20 protein-coding genes and 3 pseudogenes are annotated in these 21,748 nt (G+C 72.8%); 5 read left to right on the forward strand and 18 right to left on the reverse strand.

Features of this window, described 5'->3' with window-relative positions:
- The first annotated feature begins 73 nt into the window (after positions 1-73).
- Positions 74-2,209 (forward strand): SpoIIE family protein phosphatase, encoded by a 2,136-nt coding sequence (locus tag ACZ5WK_RS14295; RefSeq protein ID WP_465547627.1) that lies wholly within the window; start codon positions 74-76, stop codon positions 2,207-2,209.
- 115 nt (positions 2,210-2,324) lie between these two features.
- On the opposite strand, the gene ACZ5WK_RS14300 is transcribed toward ACZ5WK_RS14295, so the two are convergent.
- The 5 genes and pseudogenes from ACZ5WK_RS14300 to ACZ5WK_RS14320 all read right to left on the reverse strand — a co-directional run.
- Positions 2,325-2,582, reverse strand: coding sequence for a hypothetical protein (locus tag ACZ5WK_RS14300; RefSeq protein WP_465547677.1), 258 nt, complete (start codon positions 2,580-2,582; stop codon positions 2,325-2,327).
- A gap of 47 nt (positions 2,583-2,629) precedes the next feature.
- A pseudogene (locus ACZ5WK_RS14305) lies at positions 2,630-2,686 on the reverse strand (hypothetical protein); the annotation flags it as partial.
- 240 nt (positions 2,687-2,926) lie between these two features.
- Positions 2,927-3,580, reverse strand: a complete 654-nt coding sequence (locus ACZ5WK_RS14310; protein WP_465547628.1) for an Rv1733c family protein — start codon at positions 3,578-3,580, stop codon at positions 2,927-2,929.
- A gap of 96 nt (positions 3,581-3,676) precedes the next feature.
- A complete protein-coding gene (locus tag ACZ5WK_RS14315; RefSeq protein ID WP_465547672.1) occupies positions 3,677-4,126 on the reverse strand; it encodes a pyridoxamine 5'-phosphate oxidase family protein in 450 nt (149 codons plus the stop codon).
- Positions 4,127-4,544: 418 nt separating this feature from the next.
- A pseudogene (locus tag ACZ5WK_RS14320) lies at positions 4,545-4,662 on the reverse strand (alcohol dehydrogenase); the annotation flags it as partial.
- 399 nt (positions 4,663-5,061) lie between these two features.
- Here ACZ5WK_RS14320 and ACZ5WK_RS14325 point away from each other — a divergent pair.
- Positions 5,062-6,063 carry a zinc-dependent alcohol dehydrogenase family protein gene (locus tag ACZ5WK_RS14325; protein WP_465547673.1) on the forward strand — a complete coding sequence of 334 codons (1,002 nt, stop codon included), beginning with the start codon at positions 5,062-5,064 and terminating at the stop codon, positions 6,061-6,063.
- Between the two features lie 71 nt (positions 6,064-6,134).
- Here the strand turns inward: ACZ5WK_RS14325 and ACZ5WK_RS14330 are convergent, their stop codons facing one another.
- From ACZ5WK_RS14330 to ACZ5WK_RS14355, 6 genes are all read right to left on the reverse strand, one after another.
- Positions 6,135-7,874: a GAF domain-containing sensor histidine kinase gene (locus ACZ5WK_RS14330; RefSeq protein ID WP_465547629.1), complete on the reverse strand. Its 1,740-nt coding sequence runs from the start codon at positions 7,872-7,874 to the stop codon at positions 6,135-6,137.
- A 136-nt stretch (positions 7,875-8,010) separates the two neighbouring features.
- Entirely contained in the window at positions 8,011-10,629 is a 2,619-nt protein-coding gene (locus tag ACZ5WK_RS14335) for a cation-translocating P-type ATPase (protein ID WP_465547630.1), read from the reverse strand.
- Positions 10,630-10,666: 37 nt separating this feature from the next.
- A complete protein-coding gene (locus tag ACZ5WK_RS14340; RefSeq protein ID WP_465547631.1) occupies positions 10,667-11,338 on the reverse strand; it encodes a DUF4389 domain-containing protein in 672 nt (223 codons plus the stop codon).
- 184 nt (positions 11,339-11,522) lie between these two features.
- Positions 11,523-12,524: an Acg family FMN-binding oxidoreductase gene (locus ACZ5WK_RS14345; protein ID WP_465547632.1), complete on the reverse strand. Its 1,002-nt coding sequence runs from the start codon at positions 12,522-12,524 to the stop codon at positions 11,523-11,525.
- Between the two features lie 24 nt (positions 12,525-12,548).
- Positions 12,549-12,830 carry an SHOCT domain-containing protein gene (locus ACZ5WK_RS14350; protein ID WP_465547633.1) on the reverse strand — a complete coding sequence of 94 codons (282 nt, stop codon included), beginning with the start codon at positions 12,828-12,830 and terminating at the stop codon, positions 12,549-12,551.
- Between the two features lie 103 nt (positions 12,831-12,933).
- Positions 12,934-13,632: a response regulator gene (locus ACZ5WK_RS14355; RefSeq protein WP_465547634.1), complete on the reverse strand. Its 699-nt coding sequence runs from the start codon at positions 13,630-13,632 to the stop codon at positions 12,934-12,936.
- Between the two features lie 178 nt (positions 13,633-13,810).
- Here ACZ5WK_RS14355 and ACZ5WK_RS14360 point away from each other — a divergent pair, with 178 nt between their 5' ends.
- The gene (locus tag ACZ5WK_RS14360; protein WP_465547635.1) at positions 13,811-14,572 is read left to right on the forward strand and encodes an MIP/aquaporin family protein; all 762 of its coding nucleotides are present in this window, start codon (positions 13,811-13,813) and stop codon (positions 14,570-14,572) included.
- Positions 14,573-14,650: 78 nt separating this feature from the next.
- Here the strand turns inward: ACZ5WK_RS14360 and ACZ5WK_RS14365 are convergent, their stop codons facing one another.
- From ACZ5WK_RS14365 to ACZ5WK_RS14375, 3 genes are read right to left on the reverse strand one after another with little or no spacing between them, the layout of a single operon-like run.
- Entirely contained in the window at positions 14,651-15,253 is a 603-nt protein-coding gene (locus tag ACZ5WK_RS14365) for a CBS domain-containing protein (protein WP_465547636.1), read from the reverse strand.
- On the reverse strand, positions 15,225-15,716 hold the full coding sequence (locus ACZ5WK_RS14370; protein WP_465547637.1) for a CBS domain-containing protein: 492 nt from the start codon (positions 15,714-15,716) through the stop codon (positions 15,225-15,227). Before ACZ5WK_RS14370 ends, ACZ5WK_RS14365 begins: the two co-directional genes overlap by 29 nt.
- Complete coding sequence (locus ACZ5WK_RS14375; protein ID WP_465547638.1) at positions 15,698-16,360, reverse strand: OsmC family protein; 663 nt, start codon at positions 16,358-16,360, stop codon at positions 15,698-15,700. Before ACZ5WK_RS14375 ends, ACZ5WK_RS14370 begins: the two co-directional genes overlap by 19 nt.
- A gap of 250 nt (positions 16,361-16,610) precedes the next feature.
- Between ACZ5WK_RS14375 and ACZ5WK_RS14380 the strand changes: the two are divergent.
- Positions 16,611-17,036: pseudogene (locus ACZ5WK_RS14380) on the forward strand (PEP/pyruvate-binding domain-containing protein); the annotation flags it as partial.
- A 27-nt stretch (positions 17,037-17,063) separates the two neighbouring features.
- Here the strand turns inward: ACZ5WK_RS14380 and ACZ5WK_RS14385 are convergent.
- Genes ACZ5WK_RS14385 through ACZ5WK_RS14395 form a run of 3 tightly spaced genes read right to left on the reverse strand, consistent with a single transcriptional unit; the run spans position 17,064 to position 19,337 of the window.
- Complete coding sequence (locus tag ACZ5WK_RS14385) at positions 17,064-17,834, reverse strand: ABC transporter permease subunit (protein WP_465547639.1); 771 nt, start codon at positions 17,832-17,834, stop codon at positions 17,064-17,066.
- A gap of 47 nt (positions 17,835-17,881) precedes the next feature.
- On the reverse strand, positions 17,882-18,802 hold the full coding sequence (locus ACZ5WK_RS14390; RefSeq protein WP_465547640.1) for an ABC transporter ATP-binding protein: 921 nt from the start codon (positions 18,800-18,802) through the stop codon (positions 17,882-17,884).
- Between the two features lie 25 nt (positions 18,803-18,827).
- Positions 18,828-19,337, reverse strand: a complete 510-nt coding sequence (locus ACZ5WK_RS14395) for a flavodoxin domain-containing protein (protein ID WP_465547641.1) — start codon at positions 19,335-19,337, stop codon at positions 18,828-18,830.
- Between the two features lie 325 nt (positions 19,338-19,662).
- Here ACZ5WK_RS14395 and ACZ5WK_RS14400 point away from each other — a divergent pair, with 325 nt between their 5' ends.
- Positions 19,663-20,304: a PhoU domain-containing protein gene (locus ACZ5WK_RS14400; protein WP_465547642.1), complete on the forward strand. Its 642-nt coding sequence runs from the start codon at positions 19,663-19,665 to the stop codon at positions 20,302-20,304.
- 159 nt (positions 20,305-20,463) lie between these two features.
- Here the strand turns inward: ACZ5WK_RS14400 and ACZ5WK_RS14405 are convergent, their stop codons facing one another.
- The gene (locus ACZ5WK_RS14405; RefSeq protein WP_465547643.1) at positions 20,464-21,630 is read right to left on the reverse strand and encodes a Rossmann-fold NAD(P)-binding domain-containing protein; all 1,167 of its coding nucleotides are present in this window, start codon (positions 21,628-21,630) and stop codon (positions 20,464-20,466) included.
- Positions 21,631-21,748 lie beyond the last annotated feature (118 nt).

Below are 21,748 nucleotides of genomic sequence, written 5' to 3' on the forward strand. Positions count from 1 at the left end.
GTGACCGTACGGCGGCGGCGAGCCTGTCGCGGATGATCCGGCAGCGGGCCATCGATCGGACGGGAGCCCTGCCATGGCGAACACGTCCAGGTCTCCGGGCGGCTACGACCCCGAGATCACCCGCCCCGTGTCCGCCCGTGCTGCCTCGCCGCCGTCGGGCTCCCCCGGTGACAGCGAGCCGACCGCGGCCAACGACCGGCTGGCGCTCAACGGCATGGGCAGCTTCGACTGGGACCTCGACCGGGGCACCTACCACCTCGACGACGTGGGCCTGGAAGTGTTCGACCTACGGGCCGACGAGTTCGACGGAGTGCCCGCGTCACTCTCCGCCAGGGTGCTGCCGACGGACAGCGAGCGGCTCGACGAGGCCGTGTCGCTCGCGCTGCGGGAGGGACACCTGACCTTCGCGTCCTACTTCCGCCTGGTCTGCCGCGACGGAACGCTGCGCTGGGCGCACACGCAGGGGCGCATCCTGCGCGACCCGCAGGCGCACCCGTACCGCATCGTCGGCATCGTCCGCAACGCCGAGGAGGAGCTGGCCCACGCCGAGGGGATGCGGACGCTCGCCGCCGACCGGCGCCGCCAGACCGACTCCGTGCGCGCCACCACCGAAGCCCTCGCCCGCGCCGTCACCGTCCGCGACGTGACCAACGTGCTGACCGACAGCGAAGGGCTGCGACGCTTCGGGGCGGACGGGCTCGCCCTCGGGCTGGTGGACGGGGGCGTCATGCGCCTCGTCGCCGTGACCGAGCAGCCGTCGGCGGAGCTCAGGGCCCAGGACGACCTGTCGCTGACCCACCTGGGGGACGGGCTGCCGCTGTCCGAGGCCGTGCTCACCCGGCGCGCGCGATTCGTCAGCACCAGGGAGGAGCTCACCACCCGCTACCCCCGCCTTCTGCCCTACGCCGAGGAGATGGGGATCGAGGCGGCGGCCTTCCTGCCCCTGGCCGCCCAGGCCCGCGCCCTCGGCGCGCTGGGCCTGTTCTACCGGGACAGGCACCACTTCAGCACCGAGGACCGGAACATCTGCATCGCGCTCAGCAGCGCCGTCGCGCAGTCCCTGCAACGCGCCATGCTCTTCGACCAGGAACGCGAATTCGCGACCACGCTCCAGACCACCATGCTGCCGCGCCGCATCCCCGAGATCAGCGGCGGCGCGGTGGCCGTCCGCTACCGCGCCGGCCGCAGCGGACGCGAGGTGGGCGGGGACTGGTACGACGTCATCCCTCTGCCGGGTCGGCGGGTGGGTCTCGTGGTCGGCGACGTGGAGGGGCATGACAGCCACGCCGCCGCCATCATGGGCCAGTTGAGGATCGCCCTGCGGGCCTACGCCACCGAGGGGCACACTCCCGCCACGGTCATGGCCCGCGCGTCCAGGTTCCTCGCCGATCTCGACACCGAGCGGTCCGCGACCTGCATCTACGTCGACGCCGACCTGGAGACCGGAACACTGCGCCTGGTGCGGGCCGGCCACCTCGAACCACTCGTGCGGCACAGCACCGGCCGTACCAGCTGGGCCAGCGTCCGCGGTGGCCTGCCGCTCGGCGTGGCGACGGTGTTCGGCCAGGACGGCTACCCCGAGACCCGTCTCGACCTCAACCCCGCGGACACCCTGCTTCTGTGCACCGACGGCATGGTCGAACACCCCGGCCAGGACATCGCGGACGGCATCGAAGCCCTCGCCGCCGCCATGCGCGCCGGCCCGCTCGACACCGAGGCGCTCGCCGAGCACCTCTGCGCCGGCCACCCCAACCGCCTCGACAGCAGCGACGACATGGCGCTCCTGCTGCTGCACCGCGCGGCCGTGTCCGGCACCCACGCCACCCGGCAGATGACCCAGCACGTCCACCAGGCCGATCCGGAAGGGCTGGCGGAGACCCGGGCCATGCTCCGGCAGGCTCTGGCCGCGTGGGGTGCGGCCGACCTCCAGTCCGACATCGAGCTCACCGCGGACGAACTGATCACCAACGCCCTGGTCCACACCGACGGGGGCGCACTGCTCACCATAGAACTACGGGCCGGGACCGCCCCCTGCATCCGCCTGGAGATCCGGGACCGCTCCAGCGTCCTGCCGCGCCGCCGGACCCCCGGCGAGACCGCCACCTCCGGCCGCGGCCTGCTGCTGGTGGAGGCGCTCACGGGGAGCTGGGGCGTGGAGCCACTCGGCAGCGGCAAGAACGTCTGGTGCGAATTCCCGCTGGCGTGTTGACGATCCGACGGCAGTTCACGTGTCCGGCCCCTCCTCGATCCACGGGGCTACGTCCGGGAATGCCCTCGACCTGCGGAGGCTCCCGTGTGCGCATGGCCCGGGCGGCGATGGCCGCTCAGGGATTGATGGCGATCCCCAGGCGCTTCAACTTGGCCAGTCTTTCCACGACCCTCTGCATCCCGACGACCTGGGTGCTCCGCTGCTCCAGCTCCTGGGCGGAGGAGGGAATGCCGGACGCCACCGCGTAGTTCTTGCTCTGCGAGGAGAAGCAGTACACGCCGATGACCTGGTGGCCGTCCTCGGCCACGATGGCGGCGCCGCATTCCCCTTGGGCGACGGCGAGGGGCTCGGCGGCCCCGGCTCCTCCACACAACCGCGGTTTCCGCAGGCGCAGTCGGGGCCTTCCGGCTCGATCGGCAGACAGCCGAACTCGACGGCCAGTCCACCCGCGCCGGCGTGGAGGACCCCATGGAACATCAGCGCGCCGCCGACGCCGCGACCGACCGAGATCACCGCGAAGGAGTCGCCCCCGGCACGGCGGCCCCGGCAGCGGTGATGCGCCGGTCGCCCCACCTGCCGCCGGCTCCTCGCGGGTGAGGCAGAGCTGTCGGGATCGCGGCGCGATGCGCTCGGCGACGTATCCCTGAGCGGGCGGGGCCGGTGACGAGGGAAGGCGTCGCTGATCGCTCCGGACCGCGGGCGGCTTCGCGCCGGCCATCACTGGTCGCCGGCCTCCGGGCGACGGCGCGGGTGGCCGGACCACTCGGGTTCGACGCCCTCCCACTCCGTTTCCCAGGCTGCGGTCGTCTTCCGGTTGATCCTGCGGCACCCGAGCGCGTAACCCGCGAGGGCGGCGCCCGACAGCCCGGCCATGGCACCGGTCCCGATCAAGACGGCCGTCGTGGCGATCTCCGTGCCCGGCCGGGTCGGGGATGCCGGCCGCCCCTGGTCATCGACCCAGACGGCGACCGCTGTTCCCACGCCGGCGTCCGGACCGACCTCAACCGGCCCACTGCCGCGCACGGCTGCCGGGAACTGCCAGACCGCCTGCGCGTGGTATCGCCCCGCCCCGGTGAGTTCACCGGGGCCGTCCGGTACCGCCGCTGTGACGGTGGTCGCGGTGGTCCGGTGGCGGTGCTGTCCCTCATCCCGTGCCTGACGCTGGTCGGCCCGCAGAACGAGGAGGGCCGTCAGCAGCGCGCAGGCGAGGGAGACCACCAAGGCGACCATGAGGGCCAGGAAGAGGCGGCTGCGTTGAACGTCGTCGTGACGGCTCAGCGGGTTCGAATCCCGGCCTGCTGCTCTCCGGACGTGTCGTCGGAGGGTGGTCCGGGTGGCGTGCCCTGCGGCTCTGGGATGTCCGGGTGCCATGGTGGCTCCTCCTCGCCGGGGACTGCCGGGGACGACGGGCTTGCCCCCGCCCCCTGGTGGCCGGGGCGAGCGTGTGCCCCAGTGGTGCCGGTCGGGTCAGGGTCCGAACCTTTGGCCGGTCACGAGTTCCGGGTGGATGGTCAAGTAGCCCCTGGCCGGTTGGTGTCCCCACCGGCGGGGGCCCCGGTGGTGCAGGTCCGCGACCATGACCGGGTCGGTCACCAGGTGGGAGCGGCCGACGATGAGCACGGTCCACCCTCGAAGCGTCTGCTCGTCGAAGTGGTCGGCCTGGAATCCGACCACCTCTCCGTCCATCACGTCTGCCCGCCAGCTCGCAGGTACGGGGATGACCAGCTCGCCATGCCCGTCCAGGGTGAAACAGGACGGAGTGACAGCGGGCATCGCATCATCGGTGTGGATGAGACGCCCGATCGCTGTCTGCCGGAGCAGGTCCAGGCTCTGTGCCCGCGTGCACTCGCCGGCTCCGTCGCCATCCGCCGACCGGGTCTCCGGGATACCGCCATGCGGGCTGTCAGAGTGAACCATCGGGTCCACCTCCGAGGGCTTCAGCCGCCGGTCCACGGGCAGAAGCCTCCCTGTCACCGGGGAGCTCAAGCTCCTCGGACCGATGGGAACCTCTCCAACCGGCCGGGAAGTGACCTGTCGCGAGTGCACCAGATCCTGTCGGCCCCGGGGGCAGGCCACCGAGGGAGTTCCTGCGCATGGCGCCGACCTCCTCCGGTGAGTTCATGGGCGGGTGTTCCCGCCCACTGGCCAGCGTGCGCGCCTCCGTCGCCTCGCTACGGGGGCCACTCGGGCCGCAGGGTGTGCCGAACGGCCCCATTTCCTTCTCTCCTTCCCGTCCTTGATCCCGGGAGATCGACAACCTCATGAGTCGCCCCTCATGAGTCACCAGGGGCGCGGCAGGCCGTTCCGGCTCTGATCAGGCGCTGAACGGGACGCCGTCGAGACGGGCGGCGTCGAGGTCGACGGCGATGATCCGGCCGCGTGTAGAGCCTGGCGGTGGTGATCGCTGCGAGTCCGACCGGTCCGGCGCCGACGACCGCCACGGCCTCGCCGGGGGCGGTCGATGATCAGCCGATCCCCCACTGCCGCTTTCAGGCTGGCCTCCTGTCTGCCCGTGTCTGCCCGGGCGCCCGGCAACACAGGCCCGGAGTGCGGCATCCGGGCGAACCGGGTCGGGCCGGATCCGCAGGGCATCCACGAAGCCCCGGCCGCCCGACCTGCCGGACACGGCCCGGCTGCCTCCACCGTCCTCCGCGGCGTGCCGCCGGGCCCTGGGGCTTTCAGGCCCGATCGAGGGCCGTTCGGCCCTGATCCGCCGGGGCCCGGTGCGGTGGACGATGGGATGAGTGGTGAGTCTCGCGCCGTGCCGGCCGTCCTGGTGGGTTCACCGGAACCGGCGGGGGGGCGCGGGGAAGGAGCCGAAGATGCCATCGTCCGACGGCGGCCCGATCCGCATGGTGGCCTGGGTTGTGGAACGTCCGGGCCCGATGGCGTCGGGTCCGCTGAGACGGGTGGAGCGGACGGCTCCGGAGCCGGGGCCGTGGGAGCTGCTGATCGAGGTGTCCGCCTGCGGTGTGTGCCGGACGGACCTCCACCTCGCCGAGGGCGACCTCCGGCCTCGTACGCCGCGGTGCACACCGGGCCACGAAATCGTGGGCCGTGTCGTTCGCGGCGGCCCCGAAGTGCAGGGCTTCTCCCCCGGTGACCGGGTGGGCGTGGCCTGGCTGGCGCGGGCCTGCGGCGAGTGCCGCTACTGCCGGGCCGGCCGGGAGAACCTCTGCCCCCGCTCCCGCTACACGGGCTGGGACATCCACGGCGGCTACGCCCGGTACACGGTGGTCGACGCCCGCTTCGCCTACCGGCTGCCGGAGGGGCCGCCCGACGAGGAACTGGCGCCGCTGCTGTGTGCGGGGATCATCGGCTATCGAGCTCTGGAGCGGGCCGAGCTGCCGTCCGGCGGCAGGCTGGGGATCTACGGATTCGGGGCGTCCGCCCATCTGACCGCGCAGCTCGCCCTCGCCAGGGGCGCCGTGGTGCACGTCCTGACACGGGCCGAGGAGGCCCGGCGGCTGGCGTCGGAGCTGGGCGCGGCCTCCGTCGGCGGCGCGTACGAGTCCCCGCCGGAACCGCTGGATGCGGCGATCCTCTTCGCGCCGGTCGGCGACCTGGTGCCGGTGGCCCTGTCCGCCCTGGACCGCGGTGGAACGCTGGCGGTGGCCGGAATCCACCTCACCGACATCCCGGTGCTCGACTACCAGCGGCATCTCTTCCAGGAGCGGACCCTTCGCAGTGTCACCGCCAACACCCGCGAGGACGGCCAGGCCTATCTGACAGAGGCCGCGCTCCACCGTCCGGTCGTCCACGTGCAGCGGTACGCCATGGACCGTGCCGATCAGGCACTGGCGGACCTGGCAGCCGATCGGGTCACCGGCGCCGCCGTCCTGCTCGCGGACTGACACTGCGTGAGAGTCCAGGTCCGGCGTCGCGTGGGGCTCGACGCCGCCGACCGCACCGACCACTGTGCGGATCAGCTCGATGGCGTCCGGCTTTCCGGCGGCGGAAGCGGCACCCGCCACACCAGCCGGGTCCCACCGTCGGGGCCTGCACCGGCCCGGAAGCTCCCACCGAGGCGCCGCGCCCGCTCCGAGAGGTTGGCGAGCCCGCGGCGCGGTCCGCCCGACGGGAGGCCGACACCGTCGTCGGTGACCGTCAGGTTCAGCTCGCCGTCCGCTCTCAGGTCCACCTCGACCCTGTGGGCGCCCGAGTGACGGACGGCGTTCGACAGGGCCTCCTCCAGGACGGCGACCAGCTCGTCGGCGACCGGCGGGGGCACCCGGAGATCCAGCAGGCCGTCCATCCTCAACCCGGGAGCGAAGCCGAGGCCGGCGGCGGCCCGGTCGACCGCGGCGAGCACCCTGCCGCGCAGCCCGCGGGCGGCGGGTCCCTGCTCCCTCGCCCGCAGTCCGAAGATGCTGGAGCGGATCGTCCGCACCGTTTCGTCGAGGTCGTCGATGGCCCGCAGCACCCGCTCCGACGCCTCGGGGTGCTCGATGAAGCGGATCGCGCCCTGCAGGGTCATCCCGGTGGCGAAGAGCCGCTGGATCGCCAGGTCGTGCAGGTCCCGGGCGATCCGGTCGCGCTCCTCCAGGAGCGCGACCTGCTCGGAGTCCCGGCGGCGCTCGGCCAGCTCCATCGCCACGGCGGCCTGCCCCGCGAAACCTGCCAGCGGGGTGGACTCCTCCGGCTCGAAAGCGGGCCTGCCCGTTGCCCGGGCCAGCATCAGCACACCGCGGACTCCTCCGGCCGTCGTGCCGATGGGTATGGCCACCGCCGGGCCGAGCCCGGCCCATCGGGGTGGCCCGGCCGTGATCCTCGGGTCCTTCTGCACGTCGGGGGTGGTGACCAGCCCGCCGGTCTCGACGGCGGCGCCCACGAAGGACCCCTTTCTCGGCAGGACGAGCCCCCGGTGCGCGTCGGCGTCAAGTCCGACGGCGACCCGCACTTCGAGGCTGCGGTCGTCAGGAAGGGGCAGCGCCACGACGGTCAGGTCCGCGCCGGCGATGTCGGCCGCCCGCGCGATCAGCAGGTCGAGCACCTCCTGCTGCGAGCCGCCCGCCAGCAGGCTGTTGGTGACCTCCGCGTTCGCCGCCAGCCAGCGCTCGCGCAGCCTCGCCCGCGTGTACAGCTGGGCGTTGTCGATCGCCACGCCGGCCGCCACCGCCAGGGTCGCGAGGACGGATTCGTCCTCGGCGTCGAACTGCGCTCCGCCGCGCTTCTCGGTCAGGTAGAGGTTGCCGTAGACCTTGTCGCGGACTCGGATCGGCACCCCCAGGAAGCTGTGCATCGGCGGATGGTGCTCCGGCACGCCGTACGAGGTCGGATGGTCGGAGATCTCTGCCAGGCGCAGCGGCTCGGGATGGCGGATCAGCTCGCCCAGGAGGCCGTGCCCGCGCGGGAACGGGCCGATGCGCTCGATCTGCTCCCGGTCGATGCCGACGGGGATGAACTGCGACAGCCGCTGGTCCTCACCGATGACGCCCAGCGCCCCGTACTGCGCGTCCACGAGCGTGACCGCGGCCTCCACGATGTGCTGGAGCACCTGGCTGAGGTCGAGGCCACGGCCGACGACGAGGACCGCCTCCAGGAGACTGTGGATCCGGTTCCTGGTGCCGTACGCGGTGTCCAGACGCGACTGCAAGGCGCTCAGGAGCTCGTCGAGTCTCGGCTGCGCGGAGCCGGTGGGGCCCGGTTCCGAGGATGAGCCCACCGCATAGCTCCGTTCGCAGGTGTCACGGCTTCCGCTGCCCCCGGGTCCAAGGCTAGAGCGGGCGCTCCGGGCTGTCCCTCCGACCTGATGCCCCCGGGTGGTGACCCCCGGGGCATGCCGAACCACGTGGAACGACTCAGCCGGCGGTGTGGCCTGCGCGGCGCCCCGATCGTGTGCTCAGGCGGGCTGCCGCGAATCCGACGGGCGCCGCCATGGCGGCTGCGGCCAGGTCCGGCCACGCCAGCGGCTCCGTTTCCAGAACCGTACGGAGGAAGGGAAGATAGAGCGCCGCGCAGGCCAGTCCCGCCGAGCCCAGGACGGCGGCGGGCAGGAAGAGGTTCTCGCGCGTGAACAGTCGGTCACGCAGCCCGAGCACCACGCCGAGTTGCGCCGCCAGCAGTGCGACGAACAGAACGCTCTGCCACGGGCGCCCCGTCTCATGGGCCCAGATGCCGGCCGCGAGGCTCACCGCGGTGACCACTGCTCCCAGCATCAGGACGTGCTGCCAGAGTCCGGCGCCGAGCACGTGCTCGTGCGGCGGACGCGGGGGTCTGCTCATGGTGTGCGGGGACACCGGCTCGGCTCCCGTCGCGACACCGGTCAGGCCGTGGGTGAGCAGGTTGATCCACAGGATCTGGCCGGCCCGCAGCGGCAGGGCGAGGCCGACGGCGGGGCCGAGGAGCATGACGAGGATCTCGGCGGCGCCCCCGGCGAGTCCGTAGATCAGGAAGCGGCGGATGTTGTCGTAGACCCGGCGGCCCTCCTCGACGGCTGCGACGACGCTGGTCAGCTCGTCGTCGGCGAGGACGAGGTCGGCGGCCTGTCTGGCCACCTCCGTCCCGCGCCGTCCCATGGCGACGCCGATGTCGGCCTGTCGCAGGGCGGGGCCGTCGTTGACGCCGTCGCCGGTCATGGCGGTGACGTCGCCCCGGTCCTGCCAGGCCTGGATGATGTCGAGCTTCTGCTGGGGGTCGGTGCGGGCGAACACCCGCACGGTGGTCGGGTCCGCGACGCCGCCCGCCGCCAGGGCAGGGCCGGTGGCCACGTCGGCGGGTGGGGCGTCGGCGTCGAGCAGGCCGACCCGGACGGCGAGCGCGTGGGCCGTGGCGGGGTGGTCGCCGGTGATCAGGACCGTGGTGATGCCGGCCCGGTGGCAGGCGGCCAGGGTGGCGGGAACGGCGGGTTTGGGCGGGTCGCTGATCGCGGTCAGGCCCAGGAGCCGAAGACCGGCCTCGGCGTCTTCGGCCCGCGCCGGCAGGCCGGGAAGGTGAGCGGTGGCGACGGCGAGGACGCGGTAGCCGTCCGCGGCGAGGCGGCCGGCCTCCCGGTGGGCGCGATCGAACAGGTGCGGTGGTTCGTCGAGCAGGGTGGCGTCGAGGACCGTTTCGGGGGCGCCCTTCAGGCAGACCTGGACCCGGCCCGAAGGCTCGCGGTGCAGGGTGGTCATGCGTTTGCGGATGCTGTCGAAGGGGGCTTCGCCGCACCGCGGCCGCTCCCGCAGGAGCCGGTCGTGGTCGCAGCCGGCTTTCGCGGCGGCGGCCAGCAGCGCTGCCTCGGTCGGGTCGCCGAGTGCGGTCCACCGGCCGTCCCCGTCGTGGGCGCCCGCCCCGGGGGGCCGTAGCACGGCGTCGTTGCACAATGCCGCCACGGCCAGCAGGTCCTGGACGGGGCGCAGGTCGGCCGGCTCGGCCGGGTGGCCGTCGACCAGGATCTCGCCGCGCGGCTCGTAGCCGCCGCCGGTGAGCGCGGCCGTCCCGTGGGGCGTCCAGATCCGTTCGACGACCATGCGCCCTTCGGTGAGGGTGCCGGTCTTGTCGGTGGCGAGCACGGTCACCGATCCGAGGGTCTCCACGGCCGGGAGTCTGCGGACGACGGCGTTGCGGGCGGCCATGCGACGCGCACCGAGGGCGAGTGCCAGGGTGACGACGGCGGGGAGCGACTCGGGGACGGCCGCCACCGCGAGGCTGATGGCCGTCACCCCCATGACGGCGGGCGGCTGGCCGCGGGCCAGGCCGAGGGCGAAGACCACGACACACAGACAGATGGCCACCAGTGCCAGGACTTTGCCGAGGTCGGCCAGGCGTCGCTGCAGCGGGGTGGGCTCGGATCTCGGGTGGAGGAGGGCTGCGATGCGGCCGAGGGCACTGTCCGCTCCGGTGGCCGTGACGGTGGCGACCGCCCGGCCGCGCACGACGACCGTGCCCGCCCGGACGTGCCGGGCGTTCGACTGTGTGCTGTGGAGGTCCTTGTCGACCGGAACGGATTCGCCGGTCAGCATCGACTCGTCGACGAGCAGGGCGGATGCCTGGTCGAGCACCGCGTCCGCCGGGACGATGTCGCCCTCGCCGAGCAGCACCACGTCGCCCGGCACGACGGTGGCGGAGGGCACCGCGCGTTCCGTTCCGGCCCGCAGGACCCGAGCGGTGGGGGCGGTCATCGCCGACAGGGCGGCGACCGCGTTGTCGGCACGGATCTCCTGGATCACCCCTACCGTGGTGTTGACCACGATCACCAGGGCGATGACAACGGCGTCCGGGTGGTCCCCGATCGCCAGAGTGAGCGCAACGGCTGCCAGCAGGACCATGATCAGCGGGTCGCGCAGCTGGACGGCCACCCTCGACCACAGCGGCACCCGGGGCGCTGACCGGATTTCGTTGGGTCCGTGCCGCGCCAGCCGCCGGGCGGCCTCGGTCTCCTCCAGACCCCGTGGCCTCAGGTCGGAGGGCGGCGTGGTGCCGGGAGGAGACGCGGTCACGAGGGTGTCCGGTCCCGGCCGGTACGGTGGCCGACCGTCACCGTGGCCCTGCCGTGTCGGGAATGCCGGGTTCGGAGCCGCCCTGGTCGAGGCGGAACGGCGGGTAGTCGTCGGTCATCAGTGCGGCGTAGGCGGCCACCCTCAGCACCCAGCGGTCCAGTCCGACGACGAGATCGAAGATCCCGAGCGGGTAGCGGCCGGTCACGGCCAGGGCGAGCCCGGCGAACAGCACCAGCAGACCCACGAGACCCCCGCCGACCCAGCTCTCCCGGCTTCCACCTCCGCCTACGAAGATCGCCACGAGGGCGTACTGGGGCAGCGCCAGCAGCCACCACTTGACCAGCACCAGGCCGCGCGACAACTGCTCGGGGTAGGCGATGTCCAGGCGCGCGGGGTAGTCCGGCTCCTCGGCCAGGCTGAACGGCGGGTACCGGTCGGTGCCCAGTGCCCCGTACGCGTAGTAGGACACGCGCCACGACCACCGCAGCACGCCGAGATTGAAGTCGAAGACCGGGCGCGGGTAGCGGCCGGTGAAGAGGATCGCGAAGAAGGCGACCACGCTGAGGAGGACGAAGACGATCCAGAGGAAGAACAGGACGATCCAGTGCGGGATCGCCAGGATCCACTTCACCAGCCACAACCAGCGTGACAGTGGCAGGTCGAGCCGCGCATCGACGCGCACCGGCTGCCCGGTTGCCGAGAAGGTCATGCGGATCATCTCCTTCGGATGCCGCCGGAGTCATGGTTGTCATGACCGTCCTGCGACTCGCAGCGCCCTTCGGCAGCGCAGGGCCCGGCGGTGCGGGGCGTTTCGCCCACCGGATCCGGACCGGTGAGCTCGTGGAGCGGGGGTGGAGTTGCCCTCCGCCGGGTGGCTCGTCCGCCGGACCCGCTCATGGCCGGCCGAGGCCACGGTCTTCGGGGTCCAGGACGTCGGAAACGGCAAGGCGGGGGGTTGGCGCGCCTTCCGGCCCGTAGCCGAGGCGGATCAGCACCTGCGCGTGGCCCGGGCCCTCCTGCGGGTCGCGGGCGACCCAGCGCAGCTCCGGCCATTCCATGGCCTGGTGCAGCAGTGACGCCCGGACCAGGTGCAGGGTCGCGACCAGCAGCACGTGCTCCAGCGCGATGCCGGCGCGGAGCCAGTCCACCGGCGCGTCGCCTCGGGTGGCGAGTACGGCGATGCACGGCTCCGTCTCGAACGGAGCCGGTGGCAGGGGCTCTACGGGGTGGACGGCGGAGAAGTCCCGCATCGGCATCCGCCCGGCGCTGTCCTGCGGACCGAGCGCGGCGAAGGGGATCCCGTACGCGGGAGCATCGGGCCCCTGGATCCAGCTACGGCTCTCCGCACTGCGGTCGGGATCCGTGGTGTTGCGGCGCTCGGCCTCAGCGGTCAGCTGCAGCAGCCGGCTTCGCTCCTCACCGGCCGGGAAGCGCAGCAGTGCTTCCTCCGCCAGCGCCGTCTCGGCGAGTTGACCGAGCACCGCAGCAGGGATCGGCGGCCCGGTGAACGGGGTCCGGACCGTGTGCCGTCGCCAGATCGCGCCGTAGAGTTCCGTGGTACTGGCGAGATGGGCGCAGGAGAGCTCGTTCAGCTCGATCGCGGCCAGAAGGCCGGGTTCGGCGGAGTCGGGCAACAGCCGGACCAGCGGCGCCCAGCCCATCCGGCGGGCGGCGATGCGGAGGTTGAGGATCGCGGCTCCCACGGAGATGTGCAGTGCACGCTCGTCCGGGTCCGTGACCGGGAGCGAGCGTTCCCGGAGCGCGCGTACCTGGAGTGTCGAGGTGTCCGGGTCCAGCCGGAAGTGCCAGGGCTGGGTGTTGTGGATGGACGGTGCGGCGACCGCGGCGGAGAGCAGGTTCTCCAGCGCGGCGGCGTCGAGGGCCAACGTGTCCATGGCGTTCTCCCTGGTTCGGCGGGTTCAGCCGGATACCGGCCCGCCGGGGCCGGATCTCAGGGTGTCGAGGCGGTGGCGGTACTCGTCGGCGTCGATCTCGCCCCTGGCGAAGCGCTCGGCGAGCAGTTGTTCCGGCGACATCGGCGTGGACGCTTGCCCGTCGGGCGGGCCTTGCCGGGGCAGGTGGCCGAGGTGACGGGTCAGGGCGACCGCGACGACGACCAGCAGTCCCAGGAAAAGCAGGATGCCGATGGCCATGAAGCCGAAGCCCCAACCACCCATGTCATGGTCGTTCCAGTACCTCATCGCAGGCTCCCGGTCGTGAGGGCGAGGCTGTTGCCTCACTCCCCACGGTGCGCCCGAACACGGGAACCTGGCTTGGGCCGACCGGCTCAACATGCCCGGCCGATCAGGGTCGGTGCGGCCGGGTCGGGTGCTGCCCGGTGTCGGCGTGGGCGGCGATCACGGCTGCCTGGAGCCGGCGTTCGACGCCGAGTTTGGCGAGCAGCCGCGACACGTGGTTCTTCACGGTCTTCTCGGCGAGGTAGAGGTCCTGGCCGATCTCCCGGTTGGTCTTCCCCTCTCCCACCAGTGCCAGGATCTCCCGCTCGCGCGGGGTCAGCTGGGACAGAGCAGCCTCGGAGTCGGACTCGTCGGGGTGGCGCAGGCTCTCCATCAGCTTGCGGGTGGTGGCCGGATCCAGCATCGACTGCCCCGACGCCACCGTACGCACCGCGGCGACCAGGTCGGCGCCCTTGACCTGCTTCAGCACGTATCCGGCGGCACCGGCCATGATCGCGTCCAGCAGGGCCTCGTCGTCGTCGAAGGAGGTCAGCATCAGGCACACCAGCTCGGGCATCCGGTCACGCAGCTCCCGGCAGACGGTCACCCCGTCGCCGTCCGGAAGCCGCACGTCCAGCACCGCGACCTGGGGCCGCAGGGCGGGCACCCGGGCCAGCGCCTGCGCGCAGGTACCGCCCTCGCCGACGACCTCGATGTCGGGTTCGGCCTCCAGCAGGTCCCGCACCCCGCGCCGCACCACCTCGTGGTCGTCCAGCAGGAACACCCGCAGGGGCTGCCCGTGCTCGCGGGCCTCGGTCTCGTCCATCGATCGTCTCCTGAACCGGACGGCGGACACCTGCCTCGATTGTCGCCGCGGCCCGGCCCTGCCGCAGAGGACACCGGGAACGTACGCATCCGAGTGCTCGCCGAGGTGGCCCGATGGGCCCTGGCCGACCGATGCGCGCACGGCGCACCGTGGAGGAAGCACCGGGAAGGTGGGACGGATGACCACGAGCCAGCGGTCCGGGTGGCGGCGGTTGAGCGCCGAGGGCGTGGGGACGTTCTTCCTGGTCCTGGTCGCCGCCGGCGCGGGCGTGGTCGACAGCGCCACCGGCGGTCAGGTGGGCCGGCCGGCTGCCGTGGTCGCCCCGGGGCTGATGGTGCTGGCGCTGATCTACACACTGGGCGAGACCTCCGGGGCCCATCTCAATCCCGCGGTGACCATGGCCTTCGCCGCACGCGGGCACTTCCCGTGGCGGCGCGTTCCGGCGTACGTCGCCGCGCAGCTGGCGGGGGCGATCGCGGCGGCCGGTGTGCTGCGCGCGCTGTTCGGGACGGCCGGGCAGGTCGGGGCCAGCCGCCCCGGGGCAGGTATCGGTGTCGGTACCGTGTTCGCGCTGGAGGTCCTGCTGAGCCTCGGACTGATGACGGTCATCCTCGGCACGTCCTCCGGGGCCCGGAACATCGGCCACAACGCGGCGATCGCCATCGGCGGCTACATCGCCCTGGCCGGACTGTGGGCGGGCCCCGTCAGCGGAGCGTCCATGAACCCGGCCAGGAGCCTGGCACCGGTGCTGGTGGGCGGACACGGCGGCCCCCTGTGGATCTACCTGCTCGGACCGCTCCTCGGCGCGGCCCTCGCGGTGCCGCTGGCCTGGGTCCTGCGCGGCGGTCCCAGCACCGAGGCCACCCGAGCGGCTCAGGGCACCGACGACATGGAGCCGCGCAACGAGCACCCCTTCGATCCCGACAACCGGTCGAGATGAGTGCCGGCCGGGCGTCGGGGCCGCGGAGTGCCGCCGCCGGTGGGGGCACATACACGGCATGGCCGCCGCCCAAGGACGTCAGGCAGGGGCGACAGCCCTGACGTCGACCTCCACCACTCCGGGGACGGCCCGGACCAGACGCTCCAGGACGGGGAGGGTCGAGGCATCGGACAGAGTGCCGGTCAGGGTGATCCTGCCCTCCTCCGCCCGGACGTCGACTGTCGCGGCCTGCGTGGGGTGGAGCGCTGCGAGGAGTTCGAACTTCACCTGGCCGGCGAGATCCTCGTCGGTCCGCAGGTGGATCTTGAGCAGGTCGCCGCGGCTCACGATGCCGACCAGGAAGCCTTCCTCGTCGACCACGGGGAGCCGCTTGAGGTGGCCGCGGGCCATGGCCCGGGCGGCTTCCGCCGTCGGGCTGTCCGCGTGCACGGTGACGGCCGGATCCGACATCATCTGGCCGGCGGTGAACCCCTCGACGCGTTCGGGTTCCCGGTCCTGGGTCGTCAGCAGGTCTGCCTCGGAGACGACGCCGATCACCCGGCCGTCACCGGCGAGGACGGGCACGGCGCTGACCTTCCACTGCTGGAGTGTGTCCAGGACCTCTCGGAAGGTCGCATCGCGGCCCACGGCGACGACGGCGTGGGTCATCACCTCACCGACGGTGTTCCACTGGCGCGTCATGGCGTGCTCCTGAGGGGATCGGGGGGTGTGCTGCGGGGCCGGCGCGGCCTTCCCGGAGAGCGCTGAAGGAGACCGGCCCCAGCAGGTCGGAAAGGCGCTGCAGGACGTCGAGGAGGAGGTCGTCGACGGCGAGGAGCCCGACCAGCCGGTGCCCGTCCAGCACGGGCAGTCGCCGCACCCCGGTTCGACGGAAGGCCCGGTAGGCGGCCTCCGGATCGTCGGTCACGTCCACCGTGACGGCGGGGGCGGACATGAGCTCGGACACCGGTGTCTCCGGGTCGGTGCCCGGGGCCAGCACCCGGACGACCAGGTCGCGGTCGGTGAGGATGCCGTGGAGGGCGTCACGGTCGGCGACCAGCACGCAGCCGACCGCCTCCTCGTCCATGCGGCGGGCTGCCTGCCGTGCGGTGGCGTGTGGCAGCACGGCGACAGGCGGGGTGATCATCAGGTCGGCGACTCGCATCGCTCCTGCTCCAGGGTCATCGAGATCTCGGGCGGGTGCTGGAGGGTCGTGTGGACGGTGCAGTGCCTGACGACGGCGAGCAGCACCTCCGCGCGCTCGGGCGGCAGGGCGGGGACCGTCACACCGACAGTGACCGCCGCGACCCGGGCGGGCCCGCCGGAGGCCATGGTGTGCTCGGCGGTGACCCGCAAGCCCTCCCGAGGGACACGGTGGCGGTCGAGGTAGCGTCCGGCGTAGTGCGCGGCGCAGCCGGCAAGGCCGGCGACCACGAGTTCCACCGGCGTCGGCCCCGTGTCCGTTCCACCGGCGGCCACGGGTTGATCGACTGTCAGGAGACGTCTCCTGGTCCTGATGGAGTACGCGTCCTCGCGAACGGCGACGGCTTCCGTGTGGCCGGCCACGCCGGACCGCGGCCGGTCGAGCGCGTCGGCCTGCCGCATGAGCAGCGTGGCCAGTTCCCTGGCCTCGGCGGGCGTCAGCGGCGCCCACACCTCGTTGCGGTCGTACGGCTCGCAGGCGGTGTCGAGGACGATGCGCCCCAGGCCGAGTGGCAGCACCCCGGGGGCGTACCGGGAGACCGCGAGGGTCCGGCCGCACCGGGTGTTCATCAGGCACTGCTCGTAAGGGACCTCGATGGTCGACATGGTGCGCCTCCCTCGGAATTCCTCCTGGTCTCCAGGAGAGCGTCCGACTCCGGGGTGAGGCCAGGGCTGCCCGGTACCGAGGGGGTGGGCCGGTCGGCCCTGGCAGGCGAGGCACCCCGGTGGTGTGCCGGAGATGGCGGGCGATGCACCGTGTCGGGGATCTGAGACCGCTCGGCAATGCCGTCACGGCGCCGCTCCGTTTCGCGCTTCACCTGGCTGTCCGCCTCCGTACTGAACCCTGGGAGCAGCGATGCGCCGTGTGATCCGGCACGCCGGCCTTCGGCGTGAGGATGTCGGCGTGGTCGGGCAAGAACTCCTCTCCGGGCGCGCTGATCGGACGCCTCGTGCCGGAGGGCGTCCCGGTGCCGGACGGGTCTGCCACGACGTCGGACGCCTACTGGGAGTTCCTGGCCACCGGCGGGCCGGGCGGACGGATCGTTCGCACGTCGACCGGTTGCACGCGGGCGCGGAGCTCGCCGAGGTCGGCGCCGCGGTACGCGCTGCCGTGCTGGCCACCGCCCTGCCGACCGAGTCGGAGCGGGAGCCGACCGCAGGATACGAGCAACTGGCGCACGGGGCGGGACGGACCGACCCCGACGTGGCGGTGCGCAGCAGTGCGACCGCGGAGGATCTTCCCGAGGCGCGCTTCGCCGGGCAGCAGGAGACGTTCCCGAACGTCCGGGGGTCGAGGGCACCTGACACATCAGGGAGCGAGATCCCGACGGGCCAGGAGCCCGAAGGCCGCCGCGATCCCGGTCAGACCGACTGCGGCGAGCACGCCCACGGAGATCCACGGCACGGCGCCGTGGGCGAGCGCGTCACCCGGCGTGTAGTAGTGGAACGGGCTGAGGTAACGCAGCGGAGCGGCCTTCGACCAGGCGAGCGCGATGAAGTTCACGGCGAACCCGACCGCGCCGAACGCGATCGTGGCACCGACCACCTGGGACCGGCGACGGCCCGCCGCGGACACGGCCAGTGCCGGGCCGGTGAGGCACAGCGTGAAGGCGCAGCCCAGCAGCCCGGCCGCAAACACGCCGCTGATCGGGACAGCCCGGTGCAGCTGCGGGGACAGTGTGACCCCGACCGCCATGGTGAGAGTGGCCGCGATGTTGAGCAGCACCGAGGCGGCCGCCACTGCCGCCGTCCGTTCGGCCAGCAGCCGGTTGCGGGAGACGGGCCGGGCCATCAGGAGCTCGATCGTCCCCGACTCCACGTCGGCCGCGACGGCCGCCGCCGCCAGCGAGCCGATGGCGGTCAGCTGGATCGCGATCCAGAACGGGTGGGCGAGCCCGGCGCCGAGCAGCCCGGGGTAGCTGGCGATCGACACGTCCCCGCTGGAGCCGCTGAACGCCCGGAACGCGCTCGGCGGTGTGCGTCCGCCGCCGGCGAAGAGCTGGGCCGGGGAGAGCGTGTCGGCGATGACCACGATGAGGGTCTCGAACACGACCACGCCCAGGACCAGGGCGACCAGCATCCGCCGACGCCGGTACAGAGCCAGCCTGAGCAGTGGGAAGCGGCTCCTCACGGCCGTGGCCCCGCGTCGGCGTCCCGGTAGAGGTCGAGGAACGCCTCCTCAAGGCCTGCCTCCTCCACCGCCAGGTCGGCTACCGGCAGGGCCAGCAGGCCGCGTAGCGCGCCCACCACCTCGCGGGGCGGCACCAGGAGTTCGACCTGGTCGCCCTTCCAGCGCGGCGACCACTGCTCCGCCCCGCCGAGCGGGCGCGGCCCGCGGCCGTCGGTGAAGGTCAGCCGGATCTTCCGTGCCCGTGCCTCACGCAACGCCGCGACGCTCTGCACGGTCACCAGCCTCCCGTCCCGGATGATCGCCACCCGGCCGCAGGTCCGCTGCACCTCTGGCAGGACGTGGCTGGAGAGCAGCACGGTGCGACCTGTCGCCTGCACCTCGGCCAGTAGTTCGAAGAAGGTCTCCTGGACCAGCGGGTCCAGGCCCTCCGTCGGTTCGTCCAGCACCACGAGATCGGGATCGTGCTGGAGCGCCTGGACCAGGCCGAGCTTCTGCTTCATACCGCGCGAGTACTCCTGCACGGTTCGGCCCAGCACGGACGCCGACAGGGCGAGGCGCTCGCTCAGCTCTTCCCGGCGGGGTGTGGGGGCGCCCTGCAGATCTGCGAGCAGCTGGAGGGTCTGGTGTCCGGTCAGTTCGGGGTAGAGGCGCAGCTCGCCGGGCAGATAGCCGAGTGCGGGGGCGAGTCGGCGGTGGTCCGTGACGGGGTCCAGGCCCAGCGCTCGGATCCGCCCCGCGGTGGGCCGTAGCAGGCCGATCAGGCAGCGCAGCGTGGTGGTCTTGCCGGCCCCGTTCGGCCCGAGGAAGCCGAAGACCTCGCCGGCGGCCACGGTGAGGTCGAGCTGCTCGACGCCGACCGTCCGCCCGTAGCGCTTGGTCAGCGAGGCGATCTCGATCGCCGGCTCCGAGGCGGGCATGAACGCGCTCCTTCCCTCCTCGGTGTCACGCCGAGCCCTGGGAGCGCAGCTCGTTCCCGATCTCGTGGGCCCAGGTCTGGATGTGCTCCGGGTTCCGGAAGTCGCCGCCCTTGCCGTGCCTGACCAGGGTGCGGGCGATCCAGCCGGGGGTTTCGGAGGTGAGGCTGCCGCCGAAGGTGACATGCCCGCGGGCGTGCAGGTGCGCCATCGCCTTGGCCGCGCCGGGCACCGGCGGGATCTCGTGCTGCTCGGCGGAGCTGTCCACCGGACCGCTGCTGAACAGCCAGACCGGGCGGTGGGCCAGTGCCTCGGCATTGCGATCGGCGCAGCTCAGGGCGTCGCGCTGCCAGTGGCCTGCGTAGAGCGAGCTGCCGAGGATGACGGCGTCGAACGGCGTCACGTCCTGGACGTCCGAGGCGGGGACGACGTCCGTGTCGAACCCGTCCTGCTCCAACGTGCGACCGATCTCCCGGGCGATGCCGGTGGTGGCGCCGTGCTTGCTGCCGTAGGCCACCAGGATCCTCTGCTTCTTCATCGCGGTCCTCCTGTGAGTGCCTGATGTGGCTGCTGGCCGGTACGGCCGACAGGTCCAGGGTGGTCCCGCGCAGGGCACCGGGGCCAGGGCCGCTCGCCCTGTTCCCGGGGCCGGCCGGCCCTGGCCATCAGGTCGTGCTCGCATCGCCGGCCCCGGGCGTGGACCTGTCCTCCACCTTGCCGCCCGCGGGAGCGGTGTGAGACTTGAAGGGAGGCATGGGACACGGCGTACGCTCTGGCGGTCGACGCCCTCCCTCCCGGCAGGGACCCCACCGCGCGAATGCGGTCGGCGAGGGGGCTGGTGTCCCCGGAGCAGGAGGTGGCGGATGTCCGAGACCGGCCAGTGCCGGTCAGGCCGGCTGCTCGGAGACCTGGCCGCGATGATCCGGCTCGCGCACAAGGCGCTGGGCGAAGCCACTGCTGCCTTGCTCGACACGGCCGACACGGCCGCCGAGAACGCGACGGCCGCCGAGAAGGCGCTGCGGGAGCTCCGCGAGGAGATCGAGGACGACGCTTCGGCCGTGCTGCCGGACGGTTCGCCGACGGCTGACGTGCACGCGATCGTCGTCGGCGTCCACGTCGGCACCGACGTGGAATGCCTGGCGGCCCTTGCCCGGCAGCTGGTCGAGCTCGCCTGGGCACGGCAGTCGGGGCAGCCCTTGCCGGCACGGCTGCGGCTCCCCTTGCGGGGCATGGGCAACCTCGCCCTGAACATGGTCGGCAAGGCGGGTGACGTGCTGGAATCCACAGAATCCGAGACCGTCGCCGACCTTCTCGGAGACATGCACGAGATCGCCCAGCGCCAGCGGCTGCTGTATGACCAGATGCTCTCCGAAGCCGACCAGGCCGATCCCGGTGACGTCGCCGACGCGACGCTGCTGAGCTGTTGCTACGAGCGGTGCGCGAGCCACGCCGTATCCATGGCCCGCCACGCGGCCTTCTTCGCCGGCTCCGTGCCGACCGGCTGAACGACAACCGGGACCACGGCCCGGCTGTCCCGATGCCCGCTCCTGAGCCGCGATCGTCGCCCGTGCTCGGCGGCCCTGCGGGAAGCGGCCGGGCCTCGAGGCGGCGCAGGTGAGTGGATGGTGGCGGCCGGATCGGGCGGGAGAAGGCGGCCCGTCGGGTCAGGGCAGACCGGCCACGGCGATCGCGTCGAGGATCAGCTGCCAGGTGGGAGCGTGCAGAACGCTGCCGTGGTGGGTCACCACGACTGCGGCCTGGAGGGGGTCGGCCGGATCGATCGTCAGGGATCCCCCGTGCGTCAGGCGTTCGAGCAACGCGGCGACGTTGTGAGCGTAGGCGGTCGACGCGGTCGTCGGGACCTGTGCCGCAAGGTTGCCCGCACCGATCACCGTGACCCGGTCACCGACCAGGGTTGCGGTGTCCGGATCGGCGGACTCGACGTTCCCGCCCGGTGGTCCGGCCGTCAGGTCGACGACGACCGAACCGGGACGCATGGCCCGGACGGCCCGGGTGGTGATCAGGGTCGGCGCGGGCCGGCCGGGGGGCTCGACCGCCGCGATGACGATGTCGAAGAGGGGGAGCACCGCAGCCAGGCCCCGGCGCAGCGCGGCCCGCTCGGTGTCGAGCGCCCGGACGAATTCCGCATCGTCGGCGGCCGGCCGGAGACCGGGGAGATCGAGGAGGGTGCCGCCCAGGGCGGTGATCTCCTCCCGTGGACGGCGACGTAGGTCGTGGGCACGGACGACCGCGCCGAGGCGGCGGGCTGTGTCGATCGCTTGCAGCCCGGCGGCTCCGGCTCCCACGACCAGTACCCGTACGGGTGCGAAGACCGCCGCGGCCGAGCCCCACGGCGACAGGCAGCGGCTCAGGAGACCTGCCGCGAGGAGGACTGCCCGGTAGCCGGCGATCCTGGCCTGGGACGCGCCGGCGTCCACCGGGTACGCGCCACTCAGCGCGTGCGGGACCAGGTCGAGGCTGATCGCGGTGACCCCCTCGTCCGCCCAGCGGCGGACCAGGAAGGGGATCCGGGTGGGCCGCAGGAGCGCCACCAGCGTCTGCCCGCTCCGGAACGGGCCGGGGAGCCCGACGTTGGGGGCCTGGACGCCGACGAGGACGTCCGCGCGGCGGAACAGTTCGCCGCGCGAGACGATGTCGGCGCCGGCCCTGGTGTAGTCGTCGTCGGGGAACCAGGCCGCTTCGCCGGCGCCGCTCTCGACCATGACGTCCAGGCCGAGGGCTCTGACGGTACTGACGAGGCCGGGGACGAGCGCGACCCGCCGCTCACCCGGTGCCGTTTCCCGGTAGACGCCGACCGTGGTGGCCACCATGACCCGTCACCTCCGTCCGGAGGAAGCCGACACATCCCCAGTATGTCGCGTTTGCGGTGCTTGATCGCCCGGCCGGATACTCGACCACGACACGCTGCGGAAACGGCCATCGCGCCGG

Source organism: Kitasatospora sp. NPDC032757, assembly GCF_055579305.1.

Coding starts and splice junctions, on each gene's coding strand:
- ACZ5WK_RS14295 (WP_465547627.1), top strand. CDS start 74: ATGGCGAACACGTCCAGGTCTCCGGGCGGCTACGACCCCGAGATCACC.
- ACZ5WK_RS14310 (WP_465547628.1), bottom strand. CDS start 3,580: ATGGCACCCGGACATCCCAGAGCCGCAGGGCACGCCACCCGGACCACC.
- ACZ5WK_RS14315 (WP_465547672.1), bottom strand. CDS start 4,126: ATGGTTCACTCTGACAGCCCGCATGGCGGTATCCCGGAGACCCGGTCG.
- ACZ5WK_RS14325 (WP_465547673.1), top strand. CDS start 5,062: ATGGTGGCCTGGGTTGTGGAACGTCCGGGCCCGATGGCGTCGGGTCCG.
- ACZ5WK_RS14340 (WP_465547631.1), bottom strand. CDS start 11,338: ATGACCTTCTCGGCAACCGGGCAGCCGGTGCGCGTCGATGCGCGGCTC.
- ACZ5WK_RS14345 (WP_465547632.1), bottom strand. CDS start 12,524: ATGGACACGTTGGCCCTCGACGCCGCCGCGCTGGAGAACCTGCTCTCC.
- ACZ5WK_RS14350 (WP_465547633.1), bottom strand. CDS start 12,830: ATGAGGTACTGGAACGACCATGACATGGGTGGTTGGGGCTTCGGCTTC.
- ACZ5WK_RS14355 (WP_465547634.1), bottom strand. CDS start 13,632: ATGGACGAGACCGAGGCCCGCGAGCACGGGCAGCCCCTGCGGGTGTTC.
- ACZ5WK_RS14360 (WP_465547635.1), top strand. CDS start 13,811: ATGACCACGAGCCAGCGGTCCGGGTGGCGGCGGTTGAGCGCCGAGGGC.
- ACZ5WK_RS14365 (WP_465547636.1), bottom strand. CDS start 15,253: ATGACGCGCCAGTGGAACACCGTCGGTGAGGTGATGACCCACGCCGTC.
- ACZ5WK_RS14370 (WP_465547637.1), bottom strand. CDS start 15,716: ATGCGAGTCGCCGACCTGATGATCACCCCGCCTGTCGCCGTGCTGCCA.
- ACZ5WK_RS14375 (WP_465547638.1), bottom strand. CDS start 16,360: ATGTCGACCATCGAGGTCCCTTACGAGCAGTGCCTGATGAACACCCGG.
- ACZ5WK_RS14385 (WP_465547639.1), bottom strand. CDS start 17,834: ATGCTGGTCGCCCTGGTCCTGGGCGTGGTCGTGTTCGAGACCCTCATC.
- ACZ5WK_RS14390 (WP_465547640.1), bottom strand. CDS start 18,802: ATGCCCGCCTCGGAGCCGGCGATCGAGATCGCCTCGCTGACCAAGCGC.
- ACZ5WK_RS14395 (WP_465547641.1), bottom strand. CDS start 19,337: ATGAAGAAGCAGAGGATCCTGGTGGCCTACGGCAGCAAGCACGGCGCC.
- ACZ5WK_RS14400 (WP_465547642.1), top strand. CDS start 19,663: ATGTCCGAGACCGGCCAGTGCCGGTCAGGCCGGCTGCTCGGAGACCTG.
- ACZ5WK_RS14405 (WP_465547643.1), bottom strand. CDS start 21,630: ATGGTGGCCACCACGGTCGGCGTCTACCGGGAAACGGCACCGGGTGAG.